The 21,753-nt window shown below is 64.1% G+C and carries 22 protein-coding genes; 14 read left to right on the top strand and 8 right to left on the bottom strand.

The window, feature by feature from the left end; genetic code table 11:
* Nucleotides 1-122: 122 nt before the first annotated feature.
* On the bottom strand, nucleotides 123-314 hold the full coding sequence (locus C8J98_RS14165) for a hypothetical protein (RefSeq protein WP_107913853.1): 192 nt from the start codon (nucleotides 312-314) through the stop codon (nucleotides 123-125).
* Between the two features lie 135 nt (nucleotides 315-449).
* On the opposite strand from C8J98_RS14165, the gene C8J98_RS22075 reads away from it, so the two are divergent.
* The 4 genes from C8J98_RS22075 to C8J98_RS14150 all read left to right on the top strand — a co-directional run bounded on the left by C8J98_RS22075 (nucleotide 450) and on the right by C8J98_RS14150 (nucleotide 3,597).
* Nucleotides 450-617, top strand: a complete 168-nt coding sequence (locus C8J98_RS22075) for a hypothetical protein (RefSeq protein WP_158272714.1) — start codon at nucleotides 450-452, stop codon at nucleotides 615-617.
* 104 nt (nucleotides 618-721) lie between these two features.
* On the top strand, nucleotides 722-1,510 hold the full coding sequence (locus tag C8J98_RS14160) for an AraC family transcriptional regulator (protein WP_158272713.1): 789 nt from the start codon (nucleotides 722-724) through the stop codon (nucleotides 1,508-1,510).
* A gap of 69 nt (nucleotides 1,511-1,579) precedes the next feature.
* The gene (locus C8J98_RS14155; RefSeq protein WP_107913851.1) at nucleotides 1,580-1,969 is read left to right on the top strand and encodes a VOC family protein; all 390 of its coding nucleotides are present in this window, start codon (nucleotides 1,580-1,582) and stop codon (nucleotides 1,967-1,969) included.
* A complete protein-coding gene (locus C8J98_RS14150; RefSeq protein WP_107913850.1) occupies nucleotides 1,969-3,597 on the top strand; it encodes a GMC family oxidoreductase in 1,629 nt (542 codons plus the stop codon). The genes C8J98_RS14155 and C8J98_RS14150 overlap by 1 nt, the downstream gene beginning before the upstream one ends.
* Here the strand turns inward: C8J98_RS14150 and C8J98_RS14145 are convergent.
* Both C8J98_RS14145 and C8J98_RS14140 read right to left on the bottom strand, forming a co-directional pair.
* A complete protein-coding gene (locus C8J98_RS14145; protein ID WP_107913849.1) occupies nucleotides 3,563-4,027 on the bottom strand; it encodes a heme-degrading domain-containing protein in 465 nt (154 codons plus the stop codon). The two genes, C8J98_RS14150 and C8J98_RS14145, sit on opposite strands and share 35 nt — an antisense overlap.
* A 48-nt stretch (nucleotides 4,028-4,075) precedes the next feature.
* A complete protein-coding gene (locus tag C8J98_RS14140; RefSeq protein ID WP_107913848.1) occupies nucleotides 4,076-4,564 on the bottom strand; it encodes a nuclear transport factor 2 family protein in 489 nt (162 codons plus the stop codon).
* A 184-nt stretch (nucleotides 4,565-4,748) separates the two neighbouring features.
* On the opposite strand from C8J98_RS14140, the gene C8J98_RS14135 reads away from it, so the two are divergent.
* From C8J98_RS14135 to C8J98_RS14125, 3 genes are all read left to right on the top strand, one after another.
* Nucleotides 4,749-5,687: an enoyl-CoA hydratase/isomerase family protein gene (locus C8J98_RS14135; protein ID WP_107913847.1), complete on the top strand. Its 939-nt coding sequence runs from the start codon at nucleotides 4,749-4,751 to the stop codon at nucleotides 5,685-5,687.
* 147 nt (nucleotides 5,688-5,834) lie between these two features.
* Complete coding sequence (locus tag C8J98_RS14130) at nucleotides 5,835-6,545, top strand: SDR family oxidoreductase (protein WP_107913846.1); 711 nt, start codon at nucleotides 5,835-5,837, stop codon at nucleotides 6,543-6,545.
* Between the two features lie 81 nt (nucleotides 6,546-6,626).
* Complete coding sequence (locus tag C8J98_RS14125) at nucleotides 6,627-7,289, top strand: DsbA family oxidoreductase (protein ID WP_107913845.1); 663 nt, start codon at nucleotides 6,627-6,629, stop codon at nucleotides 7,287-7,289.
* 15 nt (nucleotides 7,290-7,304) lie between these two features.
* Here the strand turns inward: C8J98_RS14125 and C8J98_RS14120 are convergent, their stop codons facing one another.
* Nucleotides 7,305-8,243, bottom strand: coding sequence for a LysR family transcriptional regulator (locus C8J98_RS14120; protein ID WP_107913844.1), 939 nt, complete (start codon nucleotides 8,241-8,243; stop codon nucleotides 7,305-7,307).
* A gap of 69 nt (nucleotides 8,244-8,312) precedes the next feature.
* On the opposite strand from C8J98_RS14120, the gene C8J98_RS14115 reads away from it, so the two are divergent.
* The 4 genes from C8J98_RS14115 (at nucleotide 8,313) to C8J98_RS14100 (ending at nucleotide 13,333) form a co-directional block, all read left to right on the top strand.
* Complete coding sequence (locus C8J98_RS14115) at nucleotides 8,313-9,905, top strand: Na+/H+ antiporter (RefSeq protein ID WP_107913843.1); 1,593 nt, start codon at nucleotides 8,313-8,315, stop codon at nucleotides 9,903-9,905.
* Between the two features lie 133 nt (nucleotides 9,906-10,038).
* Nucleotides 10,039-11,151, top strand: coding sequence for an alkene reductase (locus tag C8J98_RS14110; protein ID WP_107913842.1), 1,113 nt, complete (start codon nucleotides 10,039-10,041; stop codon nucleotides 11,149-11,151).
* A 64-nt stretch (nucleotides 11,152-11,215) separates the two neighbouring features.
* The gene (locus C8J98_RS14105) at nucleotides 11,216-12,106 is read left to right on the top strand and encodes a LysR family transcriptional regulator (protein WP_107913841.1); all 891 of its coding nucleotides are present in this window, start codon (nucleotides 11,216-11,218) and stop codon (nucleotides 12,104-12,106) included.
* A 96-nt stretch (nucleotides 12,107-12,202) separates the two neighbouring features.
* Nucleotides 12,203-13,333, top strand: a complete 1,131-nt coding sequence (locus C8J98_RS14100) for a Gfo/Idh/MocA family oxidoreductase (RefSeq protein WP_107913840.1) — start codon at nucleotides 12,203-12,205, stop codon at nucleotides 13,331-13,333.
* Here C8J98_RS14100 and C8J98_RS14095 read toward each other — a convergent pair whose 3' ends face one another.
* Together C8J98_RS14095 and C8J98_RS14090 are read right to left on the bottom strand one after the other, a co-directional pair.
* Nucleotides 13,334-13,666 carry a hypothetical protein gene (locus C8J98_RS14095; RefSeq protein WP_107913839.1) on the bottom strand — a complete coding sequence of 111 codons (333 nt, stop codon included), beginning with the start codon at nucleotides 13,664-13,666 and terminating at the stop codon, nucleotides 13,334-13,336. It abuts the gene before it with no gap.
* Between the two features lie 102 nt (nucleotides 13,667-13,768).
* Complete coding sequence (locus C8J98_RS14090) at nucleotides 13,769-14,887, bottom strand: FAD-dependent monooxygenase (RefSeq protein WP_107913838.1); 1,119 nt, start codon at nucleotides 14,885-14,887, stop codon at nucleotides 13,769-13,771.
* Between the two features lie 148 nt (nucleotides 14,888-15,035).
* On the opposite strand from C8J98_RS14090, the gene C8J98_RS14085 reads away from it, so the two are divergent.
* The gene (locus C8J98_RS14085; protein ID WP_107913837.1) at nucleotides 15,036-15,653 is read left to right on the top strand and encodes a hypothetical protein; all 618 of its coding nucleotides are present in this window, start codon (nucleotides 15,036-15,038) and stop codon (nucleotides 15,651-15,653) included.
* A gap of 13 nt (nucleotides 15,654-15,666) precedes the next feature.
* Here the strand turns inward: C8J98_RS14085 and C8J98_RS14080 are convergent, their stop codons facing one another.
* Nucleotides 15,667-16,053, bottom strand: a complete 387-nt coding sequence (locus tag C8J98_RS14080; RefSeq protein WP_107913836.1) for a conjugal transfer protein TraR — start codon at nucleotides 16,051-16,053, stop codon at nucleotides 15,667-15,669.
* A gap of 329 nt (nucleotides 16,054-16,382) precedes the next feature.
* Between C8J98_RS14080 and C8J98_RS14075 the strand changes: the two genes are divergently transcribed.
* Nucleotides 16,383-18,761, top strand: a complete 2,379-nt coding sequence (locus C8J98_RS14075; RefSeq protein ID WP_107913835.1) for a DNA polymerase II — start codon at nucleotides 16,383-16,385, stop codon at nucleotides 18,759-18,761.
* Nucleotides 18,762-18,770: 9 nt separating this feature from the next.
* Here C8J98_RS14075 and C8J98_RS14070 read toward each other — a convergent pair whose 3' ends face one another.
* On the bottom strand, nucleotides 18,771-19,358 hold the full coding sequence (locus C8J98_RS14070) for a uracil-DNA glycosylase family protein (RefSeq protein WP_107913834.1): 588 nt from the start codon (nucleotides 19,356-19,358) through the stop codon (nucleotides 18,771-18,773).
* Nucleotides 19,359-19,550: 192 nt separating this feature from the next.
* On the opposite strand from C8J98_RS14070, the gene C8J98_RS14065 reads away from it, so the two are divergent.
* The gene (locus C8J98_RS14065; RefSeq protein WP_107913833.1) at nucleotides 19,551-21,716 is read left to right on the top strand and encodes a TonB-dependent siderophore receptor; all 2,166 of its coding nucleotides are present in this window, start codon (nucleotides 19,551-19,553) and stop codon (nucleotides 21,714-21,716) included.
* Nucleotides 21,717-21,753: the final 37 nt, after the last annotated feature.

Below are 21,753 nucleotides of genomic sequence, written 5' to 3'. Positions count from 1 at the left end.
TCTGGCATGGACGGGCTTTTGTGGGAGCCGATTCATCGACGATGGGTGCGGGCGGCAACCTGGTCCGCTGCGGCGGGATCGCCGCTGAAGCGGCTCCCACAGAAGTAACACCGGGCCTGCCGCTAGGCCTCCGGCACCGAAATCCCATGTTGCATCAGAATCGACGACACCTCCGAGCTCACCCAGTCGAAGTGCTCCGGCCCCGCCGCCTCCAGCACCAGGTTCGACTGCGTCGCGAACGTCGGCCAGAAGGCATCCGGATCGGGATTTTCATGCAAACCGGCCTGCACCTCGGTGGCAAGGCGGTCGAGCATGCGTTGCAGATCGTCACGGTGTGTCATGCACCCAAGGCTACGCCCGGCATGTGTACGCAAGTCGTGTACGTTCTTGCTTGACCTCAACTTCGGTTGAGGTTGTTCAATGGGGTTCCCCAACCGAGCCAGCCTCACATGCGCATCACCCGACTGACTTTGCCGTCCACCGACGTGGACGCCTGCCTGGCGTTTTACCGCGATGTCCTCCAGCTCCCGACGACCGGCACGACGGTGCACGTCGGCTGGACAGACATCGACATCGCACCCACGTTGTTCTGGCCGACGAGGAAGGTTGGCACCTGACCTCGGCGGCACCCACGTCATCGCTGTCCCGAAGAGGTGCCCGCGCAACCATGCCCGTCTGGTGACTGTCGCGAAGCCTCCGGATGGCCGAGAATCGCCGGGCTATGCCATGGCCCTCCGACTATCACGAACATGCCGAATCGACGGCGACGCCACACGCCATCGAGGCCGAGTGGACCTTCACGGCATCATCCGATGGTGTGCATGTGGTCCTGCCCGATGGCCGTATGGATCTCATCGTCGCCTTTCGCGGCGAAGATGACTGCCCTGTCGAGGACCTTCGACTACTGATCGTCGGCCCTGCGCAACGTTGGACCGGTGTGCCGGTGGCTCGCGGCGATCGTTTTTTCGGCATCCGTTTCCGGCCCGGACGGGGAGGGGCCTGCCTCGGTGTCGAATCAGCGGCGTTGCGTGACGGTGGCATCTTCGACAACGACGTGGACGACGTGCTCGGCGCCCATGCGCAATCGCTCCGTGTCGCAGCGACTCCCGCCGCACTCGCCGTGACGATTCGTGGCGTCGCGCGACAGCGCGCGGCATCCGCGAGCGAGCTTCCGTCGCCTGTGCAGAGGGCGATAGAACTCGTTCACGTCGGCGGTGGGCGGCTCGGCCTCGAAGAGGTCGCCGTCGCCGTCGACATGCCTGAGCGTACGCTCCGCCGCCATCTGTCGCATTCGCTCGGCTTGTCGTTCAAGGCGTACTCATCGGTGCTTCGCTTTCAGCGCACGATGCGGTTGCTCACGCGCGACGATCACCCCCTCAGCCTGGTCGACGCCGCGCTCGAGGGAGGCTACAGCGACCAGGCACACATGACCCGCGAGTTCCGCCGGCATGGCGGCTTTACGCCCGGCGCGCGGCCGCCTCTGGTCCTCATAGGTATGGCCTTCGACTGACTGGCCGATTTGTTCAAGGCGACCTTCGGAGCGAAGGCTACGCTCTGGTCTGTCAACGGGAGAGACCTCATGCGCCTTGGCTACACCCTCATCTATGTTTCCGATGTCGCCGCGACCGTCGCTTTCTACGAGTCGGCCTTCGGTTTGCAGCGACGCTTCATCCACGACAGTGGCCTGTATGCCGAGATGGACACCGGCGAGACAACGCTCAGCTTTGCCGCCGAGACCATGGCCGAGATGAATGGCCTCGCCATCCGCCCGAACAGTCCACGCGACCTGCCTGCCGGCATCGAGATCTGCCTGGTCACCGAATCGCCCGAGGCCGCCTATGAACAAGCCGTGGGCGCCGGAGCGCTCGCCGTGAAAGCAGTGGAAGCCAAGCCTTGGGGCCAGAGGGTAGGCTATGTGCGTGACCTCAATGGCTGCCTCGTGGAAATCTGCTCGCCGGTCCACCCCTGATGCAAAGCCCTGAGCCCGATGTTGACTTCGTCGTCATCGGCTCCGGCTTCGGCGGGAGCGTGTCGGCGCTACGACTGGCTGAAAAGGGCTACCGCGTCGCGGTGATCGAGCAGGGCAGGCGGTGGACACCCGAAACGTTGCCGACGACCAACTGGCGACTTTCACGATGGTTGTGGGCGCCTTCGCTCGGCATGCACGGCTTCTTCGGCATGCGCTTCTTCCGCCACGTGGTCGTGCTACATGGCAACGCGGTCGGCGGCGGTTCCATCACCTATGCACAGACCCTGCTTGAGCCGCCACGGGGTGTCTGGCGCGAGGGCACCTGGGCGGGCCTGGAAGATTGGGAGCGAATCATGCCGGCGCACTACGCCACCGCGCGGCGCATGCTCGGTGTGACAACCAACGAACGACTCGCGGCGGCGGACTTCCGCCTGCGCGACATGGCGCAGTCCGTTGGTGTCGGGGACAGCTTCTATGCGACGGACGTCGGTGTCTTCTTCGGCGACGAGGACGAGGCACCGGGCAAGACCTATGCCGACCCGTACTTCGGTGGTGAAGGCCCTGACCGGCATGCCTGCGTTGGTTGCGGCGGATGCATGGTAGGTTGCCGGTACAGGGCCAAGAACACGCTGGACCTGAACTACCTCTACCTCGCCGAGAAACGCGGCGTGACCGTCATCGAGCAGACGCGCGTGGTCGACGTGCGCCCGATCGGCGACGCGTTGGACGGTTCCGGTGGCTACGTCGTCACGACACGCAAGGGTGGGGCTTTGGCACGCCTGCGCTGCAAGGGCGTGGTGTTTGCCGCATCCTCGCTAGGCACGCAGGACCTGCTGTTCCGTCTGCGCGAGAGCGGGGCGCTACCTGCGATATCGCCTGCCCTCGGGCGTGGCGTACGCACCAACGCCGAGTCGCTGATTGGTATTCGCTTTCCCGGTTCCACCGAAGATCTCTCGCGCGGTGTCGCCATCGGGTCGGGCATCTACATCGACGCGCATACGCATATCGAGGCCACGCGCTACCCGGCGGGCTCGGACGTGATGGGCCTGTTGACGACGGTGATGGCCACGGGGCGTCACCGTCGATCGAGTTGGCTATTCACGGTGCTACTCATGCTTCTGACACGGCCGCGCGCCTTGTTCCGGCTCGTGCGCACGAAGCACTGGGCACGTGAATCGATGATCCTGCTCTGCATGCAGACGCTCGATGGGCAGCTTACGATGCGACTCGGGCGCCGTTGGTTCTGGCCGTTTCGCCGTCGCCTCGTCACCGAAGGACCGAAGATTCCGACGTTCATTCCCGCCGCGAACGCCTTTGCCTTGAAGGCTGCGCAAGCGACGGGCGGGGTAGCCATGACTTCGCTTTCCGAGATCTTTCTCGACATCCCAATGACCGCCCATTGCCTGGGCGGTGCCGTGATGGGCCCGGATGCCGGCACGGGCGTCTGCGACAGTCGTGGGCGCGTCCATGGTTATCGCAACCTCTATGTGTGCGACGGATCCGTGGTATCGGCCAACCTCGGCGTCAACCCAAGCCTTACCATCACGGCCATCGCCGAGCACGTGATGAGTCACGTGCCCGCGGCAGCGCCGATCAGCGCTGAAGGAACGAGCGAAGTACTTCCGTGACCAGCCGGTGATCCTCCAGCGAGGGCATGCCCGATACGGTGATCGCTCCGATGACACCGAGTGAGCGCAGGCGCAGAGGAAAGCCGCCACCATCGGAAGCATGCTCCCCGGGAGCCAGTCCGTAGCGTTCTTCGAGGGTCTGGCCTGCCTTAACCAGCTTCATCCCGACGACGAGGGTGCTCGTGCCGAGCGCGAGCACGGTGTTGCGCTTGCGGCGGATCCAGCTGCCGTTGGATGTATCGGCGCCCGGCGTCGTGGAGTAGAACAGCGGACGGTCGCGCAGGGCGATCTCGATGGCTACGGCGCCCGAACGGGCCAGCGCACCTTCGCGCAACGCGTTGCCGATGGCCCAGGCGTCATCGAGGCTGAAGCGGTCGAACTGCAGCGCCGCTTCTTCGCTGGCTAGCTCGTCTAGGGTCGGATCGGTCATGCGACTGGAATCTCCCTCGGGAATGTGGGGATTCTAGAACGCGGGCGGTCAATCTGCGGAATAAATGGTCGCCTGGCGGATCGCCAGTTTCCATGGGCCACTTTCGTCAGTCCAGACCTCAGTGGTCCGCCGGTGAACGGTCTTGCCGGCAAAGCGTGCTTTTCCGACAGGCGTCAGCGTTTCTTCGCCCATCAGGACCACATCGTGGGCACCCCTGGTTGCTGCGTACTCAATCGAGCGGTCCAGCGACGTGTAGTCGATCATTCGCGTTCGCAGGTTGTTAACAGCGTCGGCCTTTCTCGCAATCGTGTTGAAGGGGTTATTGACGACAGCGTCTTCGGTGAAGGTGTCACCAAACGCGGAAACATCATGAGCCAGGATCGCCTTGTCCATGCGTGTGGTCGCGTCGAGCACAGCGGCGATCCGGGGGTTCTTCACGGCTTCCGCAGCTGCCGGATTCGCGGCGTGCCATGCGGCATGAACGGGAAGGGGAACGAGAATTAACAGCGCAATGGGTACAACGGCGAGTAAGCGCATCGATCGTCCTCCAGCGTTGGCAATCCTCTCCGGTTATACGCACCGTCCTGATCGATTCATATCTGTCAATTGGCCAGCCCCATGGCGTAAAGCGACAATAAATTTTGAGCTGCTGCAAGTTATATCTGGCGATCACGGCAGACGTGCTGTTGCGTAACACGAAAACGCAAAACGAGGTGGCCTCATGAAAACATGTCTCATTGCGGGAGCGATGCTGCTTGTCGCCGTCACGGGTGCGGCCTTCGCCGCGGAAGGCGCCGCCGCCGACCACGGCGCTGCGCCGGTCAAACAGGAGATCAAGGTCCGGCAGGTCTCGCCAGCCTACTGGCGGGTCACCTTGCACAATCCGCCGTTCAACATCTTCGGGCCGGAAACCATTCCGCAGTTGAATGAAGTGATCACGGCGATAGAGAAAGATCCGGACCTTCGTGTCGTGGTCTTCGACAGCGACGTTCCCGGGTTCTTCCTGACCCACTACGATTTCGTACCGGCACTGGAGAAGACCACCGGCCTTCCGCCCGGGCCAACGGGATTGCCTCCGCTGCCCGACATGCTCGTTCGGCTGAGCAGGGCTCCCGTGGTGTCGATCGTCTCGATTCGTGGCCGCGCCACAGGCGTGGGAAGCGAGTTGTCACTGGCCAGCGACATGCGTTTCGCCAGTCGCGAAAAGGCAATCCTGTCGCAATGGGAAGTCGGTGCCGCGCTGGTACCCGGTGGTGGCCCGATGGCGAGGCTACCCCGTTTGATGGGGCGCGGCCGTGCGCTGGAAGTTCTTCTCACCGGTGACGACATCAACGGCGACATCGCCGAGCGCTACGGCTACGTCAACCGCTCGCTGCCCGACGCCGAACTGGACGGCTTTGTGGACGCGCTCGCGCGACGCATCGCCAGATTCGACAAGCAGGCCATTGCCGACATCAAGCAGCTGGTCAATGGTCCCTCATTACCGCCCGACAACGAAATCGGCGCGGGATGGGCAGCCTTCATCACGTCGGTACAGCGCCCGCAGGCACAGGTGAAGATCGGCCAGCTGATGAAGGAGGGCCTGCAGAAGAATCCGGACGTGGAGGCACAGCTGGCCCACTACACGGGCGAGCTCGGAGCAACGGATCCGGGTAAGTAAAGCGGCGGGCATTGTTGCGGCCGGCGGAAGAGTCACTGCCTTCGGCCAGCCATTCAGCATGTTCCACCCGGTCCCCAACTTGGGTTCCATCGGCTCGATCGGAGCCGCCGGCGATCGACCGATCGTCGGACCCTTGAGGAGATCGACATGAGCAACGAACAGAAAGTCGCCATCATTACCGGCGGTTCGCAGGGCATTGGCGAGGGCCTGGTAAAGGCTTATCGCGCGAAGGGTTTTCGCGTTGTCGCGACGTCGCGTTCCATCGTCCAGGGCAGCGATCCGGACGTGCTCGCTGTTGCCGGCGACATCGGCGAGGCGGCCACCGCCGAGCGTGTCGTGCGTGAAGCACTGGCAAAGTTTGGCCGCATCGACACCCTGGTGAACAACGCGGGCATCTTCATTGCCAAGCCGTTCACCGACTACACGGCGGACGACTTCGCCGCGATGATCTCGACCAACCTGGCCGGTTTCTTCCATATCACCCAGCGTGCCATCGCCCAGATGGAGAAGCAGGGAAGTGGTCACGTCGTCAGCATCACGACCACCTTCGTCAACCAGGCGATTGCCGGTGTCCCGACGGCGCTGGCCAACCTGACCAAGGGTGGCCTGACCTCGGTCACGAAGGAGCTGGCTGTGGAATACGGCGAAAAGGGTATTCGCGTGAACGCCGTGTCCCCCGGCTTCATCAAGACCCCGATCCATTCGCCGGAAACCTTCGCGACCCTCGCCGCCTTCAATCCCATGAAGCGCATCGGCGAGATCAGCGACATCACCGACGCGGTGCTGTACCTGGAAGGCGCCGGCTTCGCCACGGGTGAAGTGCTCTATGTCGACGGTGGCCAGAACGCCGGTCGCTGATCTCTCACCACAGACTTGCGCGCCCGCGGAGCAACGCGGGTGCGCAGGTCTGCTCGCAACGTGATTACCGGGAACACTCTCATGCAAGTGCAGAACACCACCGTACTCAAACTCCAGGTCGTCGCCGATGTGATCTGCCCCTGGTGCTTCATTGGCAAGCGCAGCCTGGACAAGGCCATCGCGATGCTTGCGGAGCAGGGCATCGACGTTGAACTCGAGTGGATTCCGTTCGAACTGAATCCGAACCTGCCGCCGGATGGCATGGATCGCCGTACGTTCCGCAGCGTCCGCTTCGGCAGCTGGGAGAACGCACAGGCGATGGACGCGCGCGCCGTTGCCGCGGGCCGTCCGCTCGGTGCCGTCTTCAACTACGACAAGCAGACCCGCACGTCGCACACGCTGGCCGCGCACGCGCTGCTGCGCCTGGCCTGGAAGGAAGGCGGTTCCTTGCTGCAGACGCGCCTGGTCGAGTCGATGTTCGCCGCGTACTTCACCGAGGGACGGGACGTGAGCGATCACGGGGTGCTCGAGACGCTTGCCGGCAGTGTTGGCATGGCTGCGCAAGCCGTAGATCGTTCAACGTCGCTGCAAGGCGAGGTACGCGAGCGGGAGGCTGCCGTGCAGAAGGCCGGCGTTTCCAGCGTGCCCAGCTACTTCATGAACGACAAGCCGTTCTTTTCCGGCTCGCAGGATCCACAGGGCTATGTGCGACTGCTAACGGAAGCGGCCGCCGCGCAGCGCTGAGTGGCGGCAGCGGCGTCACTCGCCGCCGAGCGCGTCGGCCTGGGCCATCAAGCGCGCGAACTCGGCACGCAGCAACGGCACGGCGAAGTCGACGAAGCTGCGCACCTTGGGCACGGCGAGCCGACCGTTCGGTGTGATCAGGTGCACGGGGAGCCCGGCCGACTCGGCGTGACGGAGCACCAGGCGAAGGGACCCGTCCTGGACGCGGTCGGCAACGTGGTAGGTGTACAGGCGCGTCACGCCGTGGTGGGCCACGGCGGAGGCCATGGCGGCCCGCACGCTGTTCACCACGAGTCGCGGCTTGAAGCGGATCGAGCGCGGCACGGAGCTGCCCGGCGCCGGTGGGAACACCCAGGTATCGTGGCCAAAATGTGTCGTGGTGATGATCCGGTGCTGGAGCAGGTCGCCGGGCTCGCGAATGGCCGGACGGGATGCCAGATACGTCGGCGATGCCACCACGACTCGTTTCACATTGCCACCGACGCGAGTGGCGACCATGGAAGAGTCCTGCAGATCGCCCACGCGTAAAGCGATGTCGATGCCCTCGTCGACCAGGTTGGCATGGCGGTCGAGCAGCATGAAGTTGACCGATACGTCCGGATACGCTTCCAGGAAAGCATCGACGACGGGACGAAGAATGTCTTCGCCGCTCACTGGCGGCGCGGTGATCGTAAGCGTCCCGCGCGGCGATGCCCGTTCGCCCGCCACGCTCAGATCGGCTTCGTCCAGCTCGGCCAGCACACGACGGCATGCAGCCGCGTAGCGCTCGCCTGCTTCACTGAGCCGGATAGACCGGGTGGTCCGGTGCAGCAGTTCCGCACCGACGTGATTTTCGAGGAAGGCGATGGCTCGGCTCACCGCGGCCGGTGATCGTGAAAGCCGCCGTCCGGCGGCTGCAAGGCTGCCTTCGTCCAGGGCGGCGACAAACACTTTCATAGCTTCGATACGGTCCATCCGCAAAGGATAGTCCTCCTCGTCTATGCTTGTGACGGTGCGGGATCTCCCGCTTCCGCAGGGGCCATCATGTCGTCGACAGAAACGTTCAAGTTCGTACTGATTCTTCTGGTCGCGATCCTTGCCCTCGAGCTGATTGCACGGCGTTTTCGCCTGCCTTCCGCCGCGGCCCTGCTGGCCGGCGGCATCGGCATCGCTTTCCTGCCTGGCATACCACCGGTGACCTTCGACCCGGAGCTGGTGCTGATCGTGTTCCTGCCACCCCTGCTGCAGGATGGCGCGTACTTCACGGTCTGGTCTGACTTCCGTAAATACCTGGGTGGGATCCTGTGGCTCGCCATCGGTGCGGTGGCTTTCACTACGCTTGCCGTCGGTGCCACCGTTCACTGGATCGTACCTTCGCTGCCCTGGGCCGCCTGTTTCGCGTTGGGTGCCGTGGTGTCGCCGCCAGACGCCGTGGCCGCGAAGGCCGTGCTCGGCAAGGTGCGTTTGCCGCGACGCCTGATGGTTCTGCTTGAGGGCGAGAGCCTGCTCAATGACGCTACGGGTCTGGTCCTGTTCCGCTTCGCGGTTGCCGCCGCACTTACCGGTGCGTTCAGTGCGCACGCGGCCGCGCTGAGCTTCGTGGGCCTGGCGGCGGGTGGTATCGCCGTGGGTGCCGTGGTCGGCTTCGCTGCGGTCCAGGTGGTCCGTCGCATCAGCCACGTCTACCTGGCGATCACAGCGGCCTGCCTGTCACCGTGGGCGGCTTATATCGGCGGAGAAAGCCTGCATGTTTCCGGCGTGCTCTCGGTCGTGACCAACGGCATCCTGCTGGGCTGGTACCAGCACGACATTTTCCCGGCCAATATGCGGATGCGCGCCACCGCGTTCTGGACCGTCATGATCTTCCTGCTCGAAGCCCTCGTGTTCATCCTCATCGGCTTCTCGCTTCGTGGTGTGGTCGAGCGTCTTGGCGGCATCGGTAGTGCGCTGGACGCCCTGGGCGTGCCGATCCTCGCCGTCCTCGCCGCCGTGATTCTTTCCCGTTTCGTGTGGATCTATGCCACGGACTACCTGCGCGCGCCGCTCGCCCGGCTCGTCGGAAAGAAGGTGGCACCAGCATCGCCTTCGGCCTCGTTCCTGCTCAGCTGGGCAGGCATGCGCGGCGTGGTGACCCTGGCTATCGCGCTGTCCTTGCCCGAGGAGATGCCCGGACGCGACCTGACGCTCGCCGCGGCCTTTGCCGTGATCCTGGTGACGGTGATAGTGCAGGGCGGTACGATCGCCCCTGTCATCCGCTGGCTGAAACTCGATGGTGCCGTGCATGTCGACACGAGCCACCTCAATGAGGGCCAGGCGAACAGGCTCATCGATATAGCCCAGCTGGAAGCGGTCAAGGCACATGCGTATGACAGCGACGGCCACCTGATCCATCCGCGTCTGCTCGAGCAGTACACGTATCGCGCGACGGTCGCCGAACGTTATGCCATTGCACCGCAGGAGTTTACCGGCGGCCGCGAGGCGCACTACGACGTGATCCTGGCGGCTATCGCGGCGGGGCGTAGGGAGCTGCTGCGGTTGCACCGGTCAGGCCAGATCCACGATGAACTACTGCACTACTTCGAACGCGATCTCGATATGCAGGAGATCTCTGCCGAGAACGACCGGCAGAGTCCCTGATCGCCTCTCATTGCGGAATTCGAGGCCGCAGTGACTGGACGCCCGCCCGTCTACCGGGGGGGCGAAGGGGGGCCCAACTGATGGGGAAGCGCGGATGTCTCCGCGATCTCTCCTTCACTACCGGCCGACTGCCATGACCCGCAAGCTCCTCGAACCCACCTCCATCGGTCCCTTCCGCCTCGACCACCGCGTGGTCATGGCGCCGCTGACCCGCATGCGCTCCGAGCAGCCGGGCGATGTCCCGGGCGACCTGATGGTCGAGTACTACCGCCAGCGCGCCACCAAGGGTGGCTATATCGTGTCCGAGGCAACCGTGGTCACGCCGAACGGCGGTGGCTACCTGGGCTCGCCGGGCATCTACTCTGACGCACAGATTCCGGGCTGGAAGCGCGTGACGGACGCCGTGCATGCCAAGGGCGGCGTGATCTTCCTGCAGTTGTTCCATGCCGGCCGCCAGTCGCATTTCGACATGCAGCCCGATGGCGGTGCCCCGGTGGCCCCTTCTGAAGTGGCCTATGAAGGCGTCGCCTACACCGCGAACGGCTGGGTGCCGAGTTCGCCGCACCGGGCGTTGACCGAAGCCGAAGTGGTCGACATGGTGGAGCAGTTCCGCCTGGCCGCCGTGCGCGGCAAGCAGGCTGGCTTCGACGGCGTCGAGATTCATGGCGCGAACGGCTACCTGATCGACCAGTTCCTGCAGGACGGCTCGAACAAGCGCACGGATGGCTTTGGTGGAACCATCGAGAAACGTGCCCGCTTCCTGCTCGACATCACCAGCGCGGCCATATCGGTCTGGGGCAGCGACCGCGTTGCGGTTCGCCTGGGCCCGAGCGGCAGCTTCGGCGACATGAAGGACTCGAACCCGGAAGCGCTCTTCACGTACGTCGCAGCCGAGCTCGACAAGCTCAACCTGGCCTACCTGCACCTGATCGAACCGCGCGTGCTCGGTAACGCGGAAGATACGTCGAAGGACCAGAATCCGGTCGCCTCGCGCCTGCTGCGCAAATTCTTCCATGGTCCGCTGATCGCCGCGGGTGGCTTCACGCCGGCATCGGCCGAGGCGATCCTTGCCGAGGGCAGCGCGGACCTGGTCGCCTTCGGTCGCTACTTCATCTCCAATCCGGACCTGCCGTCGCGTATCGCCGACGGTGCTCCGCTGGCGGACTATGACCGTGACACGTTCTACGGTGGCACCGCTGCCGGCTATACGGACTATCCGGCGCACGCCGAGGCTGCCATCGCCTGAGATTGCCTGAAAGGGCGACAGGCCGCACGATGCAAGCTACCCGATGCCGGATGAGGCCCCTGCCATGGACAGCCTGAGTTCCCTAGCCACCTTCGTCCATGCTGCGGAGACACGCAGCTTCACGCAGGCCGGGCGCATCCTCGGGTTGTCCTCGTCGGCCATCGGCAAGACCATTGCCCGGCTGGAGGCACACCTGGGTGTGCGCCTGTTCCATCGCAGCACGCGAAGCATCTCGCTGACTCCGGAAGGCGAGATGCTGCTGGAGAGTTGCCGGCGGATCCTCCAGGAAATCGGCGACGTCGAGCGCGAGCTGGCCGGCAACCGGGCCACGCCACGCGGCAGGTTGCGCGTCAGTCTGCCTATCCTCGGCGGTCTGTTCGCACCGACGCTGGCCGGATTCATGGCGAAGTACCCCGAGATCGAGCTCGATCTCGATTACAGCGACCGTCTGGTCGATATCGTCAACGAAGGCTTCGACGTGGCCATCCGCACGGGCGAAGGCGTGGATTCACGCCTGATGTCGCGGCGGCTGGGTCTGTACCACCTGGTGCTGGTCGCGTCGCCGGGTTATCTCAAGCGCGCCGGCACGCCGAAGGTGCCGGCGGACCTGGCCAGTCACGCCTGTCTCCACCATCGGTTTCCCACGACAGGGAAGCTTGAGCGCTGGCCTTTCCGGCAGGACAACAAAGGCCCCGATGTTCCGTTACCGGTTGCCGCCGCGGCGAGTACGCTCGCGCCCTTGCTGGAAATGGCCGAAGCCGATTGCGGCATCACCTGCGTACCCGATTTCACCGTCGGGCCCGGCGTGAAGGCGGGACGTCTCGTACGTGTTCTCGACGACTTCCTCGATCATGAGAACGTGTTCCGTGCCGTGTGGCCGTCCAGCCGCAACATGGCCCCGCGCCTGCGTGCCTTCCTCGATTACTTCGGCGCGAATCTTTTTCCGGCGAAGTGAGCCTGTGCGGACGAAGTATGCGGAGCCGCAAACCACTTATGACCGTGGAATAACGCCCGCATAAAAGGGTCATTCCCTTTACGAGGCATTCCTTCTATGAGCACGCTTTCCAAGACTTCATCGAGTCGCCGGCCGATCCGCGTCGGCCTGGTCGGCTTCGGCAACTGGGCAAAGCATGGCCACGTTCGCGTTCTTGACCTCCTTCCCGAGTACGAGTTGTCCGCGATCTACAGCCAGCGTGCCTCGGCGGCCGCCGAAGGCGCGCAGCAGTATGGTTTCCGCCATGTGGTCGACTCGCTCGATGCCCTGGTCAACCACCCGGAGGTTGACCTTGTGGTCGTGCTGACCACGGCGCCGCAGCACGAGGAGGCCGTTCGTGCCGCCATCGCCGCGGGCAAGGATGTCTATTGCGAATGGCCGCTGACCTTGAACGCCGCCCTGGCGCGTGAACTGGAAGCCGCCGCGCGCGCGCAGGGCGTGCGCCATGTGGTCGGTCTGCAGCGCCGCACGGCACCGCATACGCGTTACCTGCGCGACCTTATCGAAGAAGGCTTCGTCGGCAAGCTGCGCTCGGTGCGCATGCACGTGAGCATGAACTACTTCCAGGCGCTGCGCGGGCAATCACTTCGCTGGACCGCGCCGCAGGAGAACTTCTCCAGCGTGGTGGCGATCTACGCCGGGCACTTCGTCGACATGCTGCTGACGGCCGTGGGCTGGCCGACGACCATCTCGGCCCTGTTGGTTAACCAGTTCGACAAGGTCACCATCCGCGAGACCGGCGAAGTCATCCCGACGACCACTCCCGACCAGCTGGTGCTCAGCGGCATGCTACCCGGCGGTGCGGTGCTTTCGGTACATGTGGAAGGCGGCAAGCGCAACGGGTCGGGTGTGCAGATCGACATCACCGGAGATGCCGGCGATCTGCGGATCGTCAACCGCTCAGCCTTCGGCGGCGTCGGCGACGACTACGTGATTACCGGTGTGCACGGCGACGACCAGCCGCTCGTGACGATGGCCGTGCCGGCGGCATACGATCGCTTGCCGTCATCGGGCCTGCCTTCGGCCGTGCTTGAGCTGGCGCATCTGTACGCAGCCTATGCACACGATGTTTCCACGGGCGAGCGCACCGCGCCCGACTTCAACGATGCCATCCGCATGCACGACCTCATCGAAGCGGCCGAACGCTCGATGCACGACGGCATGCACGTGAGGTTTCCTCCGGTCTGACTATCGCGTCGCCAGCGTGGCCACGAAACGCATGGCGCGGGCGATGCTGGTGCTGATGACGGGCAGGCGGCCTACCGGTATCGAGATCACGGCGATCTCCTCACGGTGGAGGTGGATGTTCGCCTCCGCATGAGCCCAGGCAAGCTCCACTTCGTTCGGCACCAGCGAGCGGGCCGGTACATCGTCATTGGTGATGCGCTGCACTTCGCGGAAGAAGTGCAGGTGCAGAAAGCCGTCGTCGGTCGGTCCGGTAATGGCCATCCCTGTGGCGACCCCCGACACGAAATGCGACGTGCGCGTGTGGAGGATGCTCTTAGTCGTCACTTCGGACACGGTCTAACCTCGTTTCCCCTTCGCCCAAGCATATGGGGCGGACAATGTCGCCGTCTATCGCGCGCAGGGTCCGGATGTGACAAGTGTGCGTGGGTCGGCAGTTCAGGCGGAGAGGGGGCGTCCGAGTTCCCTGCCGTAGACGGCGATGCGGTGACCTTCGGCCAGCCGCTCGGCTTCATAGACGAACAGGGCCCGCTCCAGTGGAAGGCGGTCGAGGGCGGCCGCGAGCGCCATTGCGTCTCCCGCCGCCTTGGCCACGCCCATGGCGGTATGCGGCCTCACCACGAAGGCGGCGTCACCGAGCAGGGCCACATGGTCGCGCACCATGCGCGTGCTTTCGTAGTCGAAGATCGCCTGAAGGGAGGGGGTGGGTTCGGCCGCCACGGCAAGGGCAAACGGTGAGGGCAGGAGGTCGCCGGCAGCGGCCACCAGTTCGTCGCGAAGAAGGGCCGGCATGTCACCACGCGCCACGGAAAACTCGCGCAGGCGGCCGTCGCTCCCGGTGAGGCAGCGGTCCAGGGCAACGCCTTCGGCGGCTTGCCGATACCACACCCAGTTGTAGCGCCGCCGTCCTGGCGCGGTTTCACCGCCGGGACCCGGAACGAGGTAACCGAGGATCTGGGATCCGCGCATGTGGAAGAAGGCAAAGCGCTCGGAAAGCACCCTGGCCGCTTCGGCAGGGAGCGTGGTTTCGTCAATCAATCCGCGCCAGGCGACATAGCCCGCGTAAGTGCTCGCCGTGGGGCCGTGGCTCACGGCAGAACGCACGATGGAGCCGACGCCATCGGCTCCGATGACCAGGTCGAAGCGAAGCGCTTCTCCATCGTCCAGCACGATCGTCGCCGCCGACGGTGAGTTCTCGACACGCGCCACGCGTGCTCCGACGCGGTAGGCCGCGGGCGGCAGCAGGTGACGGACCGTGCGATATAGGTGGTCCCAGGAAATCTGTGTCTGCGGTGTCACGTCTCGCTCGGCGACGCTGCCGTTACGCGCGAAGGTGATTCGTTCGTGTGCCAGCACGCCGACGCGGGCCGCCTGTTCGCAACCAAGCATGCGCAGGATCGCGTACAACTCGCGTTGGCCGACCAGCCCCGCACCGCGACCGTCGAGCCCGCGCTCGGAGCGTTCGAAAACCTGTACGTCGTGGCCAGCCTTGCGCAACAGGCTGGCTGCAAACAGGCCGCCCATGGAACCGCCCACGATGCCGATACGAAACCTCATGCCTTCAACGTAGCAGCAGGTGACCCCGCGCACCTTGCAGGTTTGTTCCGTGGCGGTGAGGGCGGGCGGCCCGCGCTGCCGGCTTTCATCAAGAGCTGATCGGTTGAAAGGGGTAAAGTGCGGTCAACGTGTTTTGGCCGAACCCTCCATGAAAGCACCGAAAACCGTTCGGGCCGCCGAAGCCTTCAGTCGAGCGCGCCTTTCGCATTCATTCTTCATGCGCGATTTCCTCTACAGCGAAATCGCCGCCATCGAAGGCATGGCCAATCTTCCAGATGATCCGGAGCTGGCGATCGAAGCGGGCAAAGGGCTCTGCCAGAACCTGCTTGAGCCGCTACAGGCAACGTTTGGCCGGTTGGCTATCCGCTCGGCGTACCGCTCACCCGAAGTCAACGCGTTCGGCTGCAAGCACAGGCTCAGTTGTGCCTCTAACGAAAAGAACCGGGCGCGACACATATGGGACCTGCGGAGCAGGGGCGGCATGGGCGCGCTGACCACCGTGGTGGTGCCCTGGCTGGTCGACCGCCTCGACGAGGGCGTGACCTGGGAAGCGATGGCCTGGTGGATCCACGATCACCTGCCGTATAGCGAATTGCAGTTCTTTCCCAAGCTGGGTGCCTTCAACATCGGCTGGCATGAATCGCCACGTCGCACCATCTACAGCTTCATTCCGCCGCGCGGTTTCCTGACCAAGCCGGGCTTCGCCAATCACGAGGGCGATCACGGCGCGTTCTATCCGGGGTTTCCCGAACTCGTGGCGCCGTGATCACCGCGGTGCCTTAGCGCGCGTTGCGCTCGGCGCGCTCGCGCGCCTCCATTTCTTCCAGCGTGTAGATCGTCTCCGGAATGGCTTCGAGACGAGCCTTCGAGATGCTCTCGCCGTTGCCGTCGGAGACGCCGTAGGTGCCTTCGTCCAGCTTTTCCAGCGCGCGGTCGACGATGGCCAGGCGGTCCTCGTTGTGACCCAGGATGGACTCGTCACGGTCCTGTAGCGCAAAGCGCTCGGCATCGTCGCCGGAATCCTGCGGCTCACCGCCGGCGGTCTGCTGGAGCAGGCCCTCTTCGTCACCCGCCGCGTCGGCGCTGGAGATCAGCTGCTTGCGCAGGGTGAGGAGGCGCTCGCGCTGGGCGTCGAGGAAGCTCTTGCTGAGAACGGAGTCATTCATGCCGTGGGCCTTGGTTGAAGACGGAGGACTATTCGCCGAAGCCCCGGCCTTGTCTTGAACGTTTGGACCGGCGCCAGGGCATTGGTATTCAATGGCGGCATGAATCTTAGTCCGTTTGAAGGGCTCCCGCCGTGAATGCTTGTATGTGGGAGCCGATTCATCGACGAATGGGTGCTAGCCGTGCGCTGGCCGTGCCCTAGCCGTGCGCTGGCCCGCTGCCGCGGGATCGCCGATGAATCGGCTCCTACAGAAGGGCTGTTGTGCCATCGGGCTTAATTCATGCCGGGGGGTGGCACAATTCACGCTTCAGCTATCCGCAGGATTCCTCAGTGACGTCCCCGACCCGACAGGGTTTCATTCTTAGCCGCCACTGGCGGGACACGGGGCATGGCACCGACGTCGAACTCTGGATGGCGACCGACGACGGGCCGAAGCGGGTCGTGATCACCGCGCAGCAGTCGGTCGCCTTCGCGGCGGCGTCGCGGCAAGCGGACATCGAAGCCGTGGCGCGCCGGGTCGCCAGCGTGGACATCCGCCCGTTACCGCTGAAAACCTTTACGCAGGAACCGGTGCTGGGTGTGTACACCCGCAGCCACCGGCAGATGATGCTTCTGGAGAAGCGGCTGAAGGATCGCGGCGTAGCGTTGTATGAAGCCGATATACGGCCGCCGGAGCGCTACATGATGGAGCGCTTCATCACTGCGGCGGTCAGCATCGAGGGCGGCGCGGAGGAGGGTGATGCCATCTTCGATCCGAAGCTCCGGCCCGTGGCCGACTACCGGCCGTCGCTTCGCGTGGTGTCGCTCGATATCGAGACGAGCGCCGAGGGCGATCTGTACTCCCTCGCCCTGGAGGGCTGCGGACAGCGGCAGGTTTACATGCTCGGCGAGCCGGGCGTGAACGACGTACCGCCCGACGACTTCAAGCTTGAGTACGTGGCTGATCCGGCGCAGATCATCCATCGCCTGAACGCCTGGTTCGCCGAGCACGATCCTGACGCCCTCATCGGATGGAGCGTCGTGCAGTTCGATCTTCGCCTCCTGCAGGCGCATGCGGACAAACATGGCATTCCGTTGCTGCTGGGACGCGGTGCCCAGCCCATTGAGTGGCGCGGCCATTCGCGGCGGGAGGGCTTCCTCTTCGCACCGATGGCGGGCCGGCTGGTGATCGACGGTATAGAAGCAGTGCGTGGGGCGCAGTGGAGTTTTTCGTCCTACAGCCTGGAGAACGTCGCGCAGACGATGCTCGGCGAGGGTAAGTCCATTGACGATCCCTACCACCGCATGGCCGAAATCGAGCGACGCTTCCACGAGGACAAGGTCGCCCTCGCACGCTATAACCTGAAGGATTGCGAGCTGGTCACGCGGATCTTCGCCAAGGCGAAGCTCTTCGAATTCCTGCTCGAGCGTGCCCATGTCACCGGCCTGCAGGCCGATCACTCAGGCGGTTCTATTGCCGCGTTCGACCATCAGTACCTGCCGCGCATGCATCGGGAAGGCTATGTCGCGCCGAACGTCGGCGACGTGCCCGAGAAGGCGTTCCCGGGTGGGTTCGTGATGAACTCCCGCCCGGGGCTTTACGACTCCGTGCTGGTGCTGGACTTCAAGAGCCTTTATCCGTCCATCATCCGGAGCTTCCTGGTCGATCCGGTCGGGCTCGCCGAAGGTGCCCTCGATACCTCGCAAGCCGCCGCCGTGCCCGGCGTGCATGGACGATTCTTCTCCCGCACCAGGCATTGCCTGCCGGCCATTGTCACCCAGCTTTGGGAGCGCCGCGACGAGGCGAAGCGACAGGGCAACCAGGCGCAGTCCCAGTCGCTGAAGCTGCTGATGAATTCGTTCGTCGGCGTGCTCGGTGCACCCAATTGCCGTTTCTTCGATCCCGAACTGGTATCGGCCGTGACCCTGCGTGGTCACGACGTCATGCGTCGCACGCGCGAGCTGGTCGAGGCCGAAGGCTATGAAGTCATCTATGGCGATACCGACTCGATCTTCATCTGGCTGAAGGTACGCCGCAGTGAAGCCGAGGCGTCCGCCATTGCCGACCATCTCGTCGAGCGCGTGAACCGGTGGTGGCACGATCATCTGCTCGGGACATTCGGCCTGGAGAGCCAGCTCGAGATCGAATTCGACACGCATTACCAACGCTTCTTCATGCCTACCATCCGCGGCAGCGAGCTGGGCAGCAAGAAGCGTTATGCCGGCCTGGTCGTGTCGGAGGAGGGTGCGGAAGAAGTGGTCTATCGCGGGCTGGAAACCGTACGCAGTGACTGGACTCCTCTGGCCCAGAAGTTCCAGCAGGCGCTGTACCTGCTTATCTTCAAAGAGCAGCCCTATGCCACCTTTATCCGCGAGTACACGCGCAGCCTGCTTGCCGGTGAGTTCGACGATCTGCTGGTCTACCGCAAGCGGCTACGCGGCAAGCTCGCCGACTACCAAAGCAATACACCGCCGCAGGTGCGGGCCGCGCGTCTCGCCGACGACTACAACGCGCGGCGCCAACGTCCGCTGCAGTACCAGAATGGTGGCTGGATCAGTTATGTGATCACCCGTAATGGCCCGGAGCCGCTGGAGGCGCGCGAGTCACGGATCGACTACGAGCACTACCTGACCAGCCAGCTGCAGCCGATCGCCGATGCGATCCTCGGACCATTGAACGACAGTTTCGCCAACCTGACGACAGCGCAGATCAGCCTGTTCCAGGCGTGATCCGGCCGTCTAGTTCTCGCTCCGGAGCACGTCGGCGATGCGTAGCCGAAGCACGGGGAGCAGCTCGCTCTCAAACCACGGATTACGCTTGAGCCAGGCCTGATTGCGCGGGCTGGGGTGAGGCAGTGGCACGATGATGGGCCAGTCGCGCTTCCAGCCCGAAACGATCTCCGTGAGTGTCTTTCCCCGGCCGGGCAGGTGATAAGCCATCGCGTACTGTCCGAGCACCAGCGTGAGCTGGATGTCAGGCAATTCGGCCAGCAGCGGTGCCCGCCATGTCGGCGCGCACTCGGGGCGCGGCGGCAGGTCACCTGACTTGCCTGTCCCGGGGAAACAGAAGCCCATGCCGAGGATGGCCAGCTTGGTCTCGTCGTAGAAAACCTCAGGCGATAGCCCCAGCCACTGGCGCAATCTGTTCCCGCTGACGTCATTGAACGGGATACCCGTCTCGTGCACTTTCCGTCCCGGCGCCTGACCCGCGATGAGAATGCGCGCCGACGCGTGCGCCTGTACGACGGGACGCGGTCCGAGGGGCAGGTGCGCGGCACATACCGTGCAGGCGCGAACCTCTTTCAGTAGTGACGGCAGGGATGTCATGGGCAAAGTTTAACCGGCGAGCGAGGTTGCAGCACTCGATCGCCGATGAATCGGCTCCTACAAAACGTGGGGTCGCTTTGTTAGACTCTGCGAACAGAGCGACCTGCCAGCCGTCAAGCCAGCCCCCGTCGTGACTTTCATGCAAGCGGAACTCCCGCTTGCTTAGGCCACTCGTCCCAGGGGCATCCATCCATGCTTGCACTCCATACCAGCCGTCCGCGGCTGCTTTCGCTGGCCATTGGCCTTGCTTTCTCCATGCCCGCCGTTGCGCAGGCGCAGTCGACGACGGCCGATACCGCCACCACGCTCGACGCGGTGAAGGTGCGCGGACAGCGCACATCGAACTACGCCATCGACCAGACCTCTGTCGCGACGCGCCTGCCGCTGTCGCTGCAGGACACGCCGCAGTCGGTAAGCGTCATCACCGAGCAGCGCATCGAGGACCAGAACCTCACCTCGGTGCGCAGCGTGCTCGACAACACCACGGGCGTGTTTTCCAGCGCGTACGACACCGAACGTGTGGTGTTCTATGCGCGCGGCTTCCAGATCGAGAACATGGCATACGACGGGGTGCCTGTCGCGCCGGGCCTCAATGCCAGCTCGGCGGATGGCAGTCTCGATACCTCGGTTTACGATCGCATCGAAGTAGTGCGTGGTGCTTCGGGTCTGCTCAGCGGCGCGGGCAGCCCGTCGGCCCTGATCAACTTCGTGCGCAAGCATGCCGACAGCCATACCTTGCAGGCAGATGCGACCGTAAGTTACGGCACATACAACACGCAGCGTGAGTCGGTCGATCTATCCGCGCCGTTGAATGCATCGGGCAGCGTGCGCGGCCGCGTGGTCGCTACGCATCAGCAGGGCAATTCCTATCTCGACCGTTACAGCAGCAAGAAGGATGTGCTCTACGGCGTGGTCGATGCCGACCTCGATGCGAACACCACGCTAAGCGTCGGTTTCGATTGGCAGAAGTCCAAGCCGAAGGGCGTGACGTGGGGCTCGTACCCGGTGTTCTACGACGATGGCGGCTTCATCCCGTGGCGTCGCGGGTTCACCAGCGCGGCCGACTGGACGCGCTGGACCAACACCACCAAGACCGCCTTCATCGATCTGAAGCACGAGTTCGGCAACGGCTGGCAGGGGCATGCCATGGCCAGCCACCGCGAAACCCAGGGCGATTCGCAGCTGTTCTACGTCTTCGGTTTTCCCAACCGCGACACCGGCGCCGGCGTGGATCCGTACGCTTACCAGGGGCGCGATCGAGGCCGCCAGAACATGGTGGACCTCTATGCGTCTGGTCCGTTCGAGGCCTTTGGCCGCGAACACGAGCTCGTCGTTGGCGCCAACGGTTCGCACTACACCAAGGACTCCACCGAGAACGCGCATGGCGATCTTCCGCCGATCGACAACTTCCTCGACTGGAACGGTGACTATCCCTTCCCGGATTTCGCATCGACCGGGGACCGCGCGAACATCGCGCGTACCGTGCAGAGCGGCCTGTACATCGCCACGCGCCTCCAGCTGGCCGATCCGCTCAAGCTCGTCGCCGGTGCACGCTATGCCCGGTGGAAGAACGACACGAACGATGCGTCGGCGGGCATTTATCACCAGAAAGACAGCAAGACCATTCCGTATGCGGGCCTGATCTACGAGATCAACCCCACGTATTCAGCCTTTGCCAGTTACACGGAAATCTTCGACCCCCAGGACAACCGTCGTGCCGATGGCAGCTTCCTCGATCCGATGACCGGCAGCAGCCGCGAGATAGGTATCAAGGGTCGCTACTTCGACGGCCTGCTGAACACGTCGCTGACGTTCTTCGAAACGCGCCAGAACAACGTCGCTGAAGCGGCGGTGGGCGAGTTCCTGCCGGACGGTCGCACGCAGGCATACAACCCGGTGAACGGGACCATGTCGCGTGGCTTCGAAACCGAAGTCTCCGGCCAGCTGTCCGACACCTGGAACGCCACGCTGGGCTGGTCGCACTTCAACATCAAGGGCCTTGGCGACGAAGGTACGCTTACGGCCCTGCGCACGGCACTCCCACGCACGCTGGTTCGCTTTTTCACCACCTACACGCTACCGCGCAGCTGGAACCACGTGACCGTAGGCGGCGGCGCCAACTGGCAGTCGGCCAGCCATGCACCGGTGGACGGTCCGGATGGCCCGCAGACGGTGAACCAATCCTCGGTGATGCTGGTGAGCGCCATGGCGAAATACGCGTTCTCGCCGCAGGCCTCGCTGCAGATCAATGCGGATAACCCGCTCAACCGGAAGTACTTCGTGCTGGATGAGTACAGCAACCTGTACTACGCGGCGCCGCATACGGTCACGTTGACGTTCAATTACAAGTTTCTCTGAGAAAGCAGATTAAAGGATACGGCGATATCCTTGAATA

Origin of the sequence: Luteibacter sp. OK325 (assembly GCF_003050935.1) — a bacterium.
Taxonomy (GTDB): Bacteria; Pseudomonadota; Gammaproteobacteria; order Xanthomonadales; family Rhodanobacteraceae; genus Luteibacter.
The sequence above is the reverse complement of the archived record's forward strand: the minus strand, read 5'-3'. Positions and strand labels throughout refer to the sequence as shown.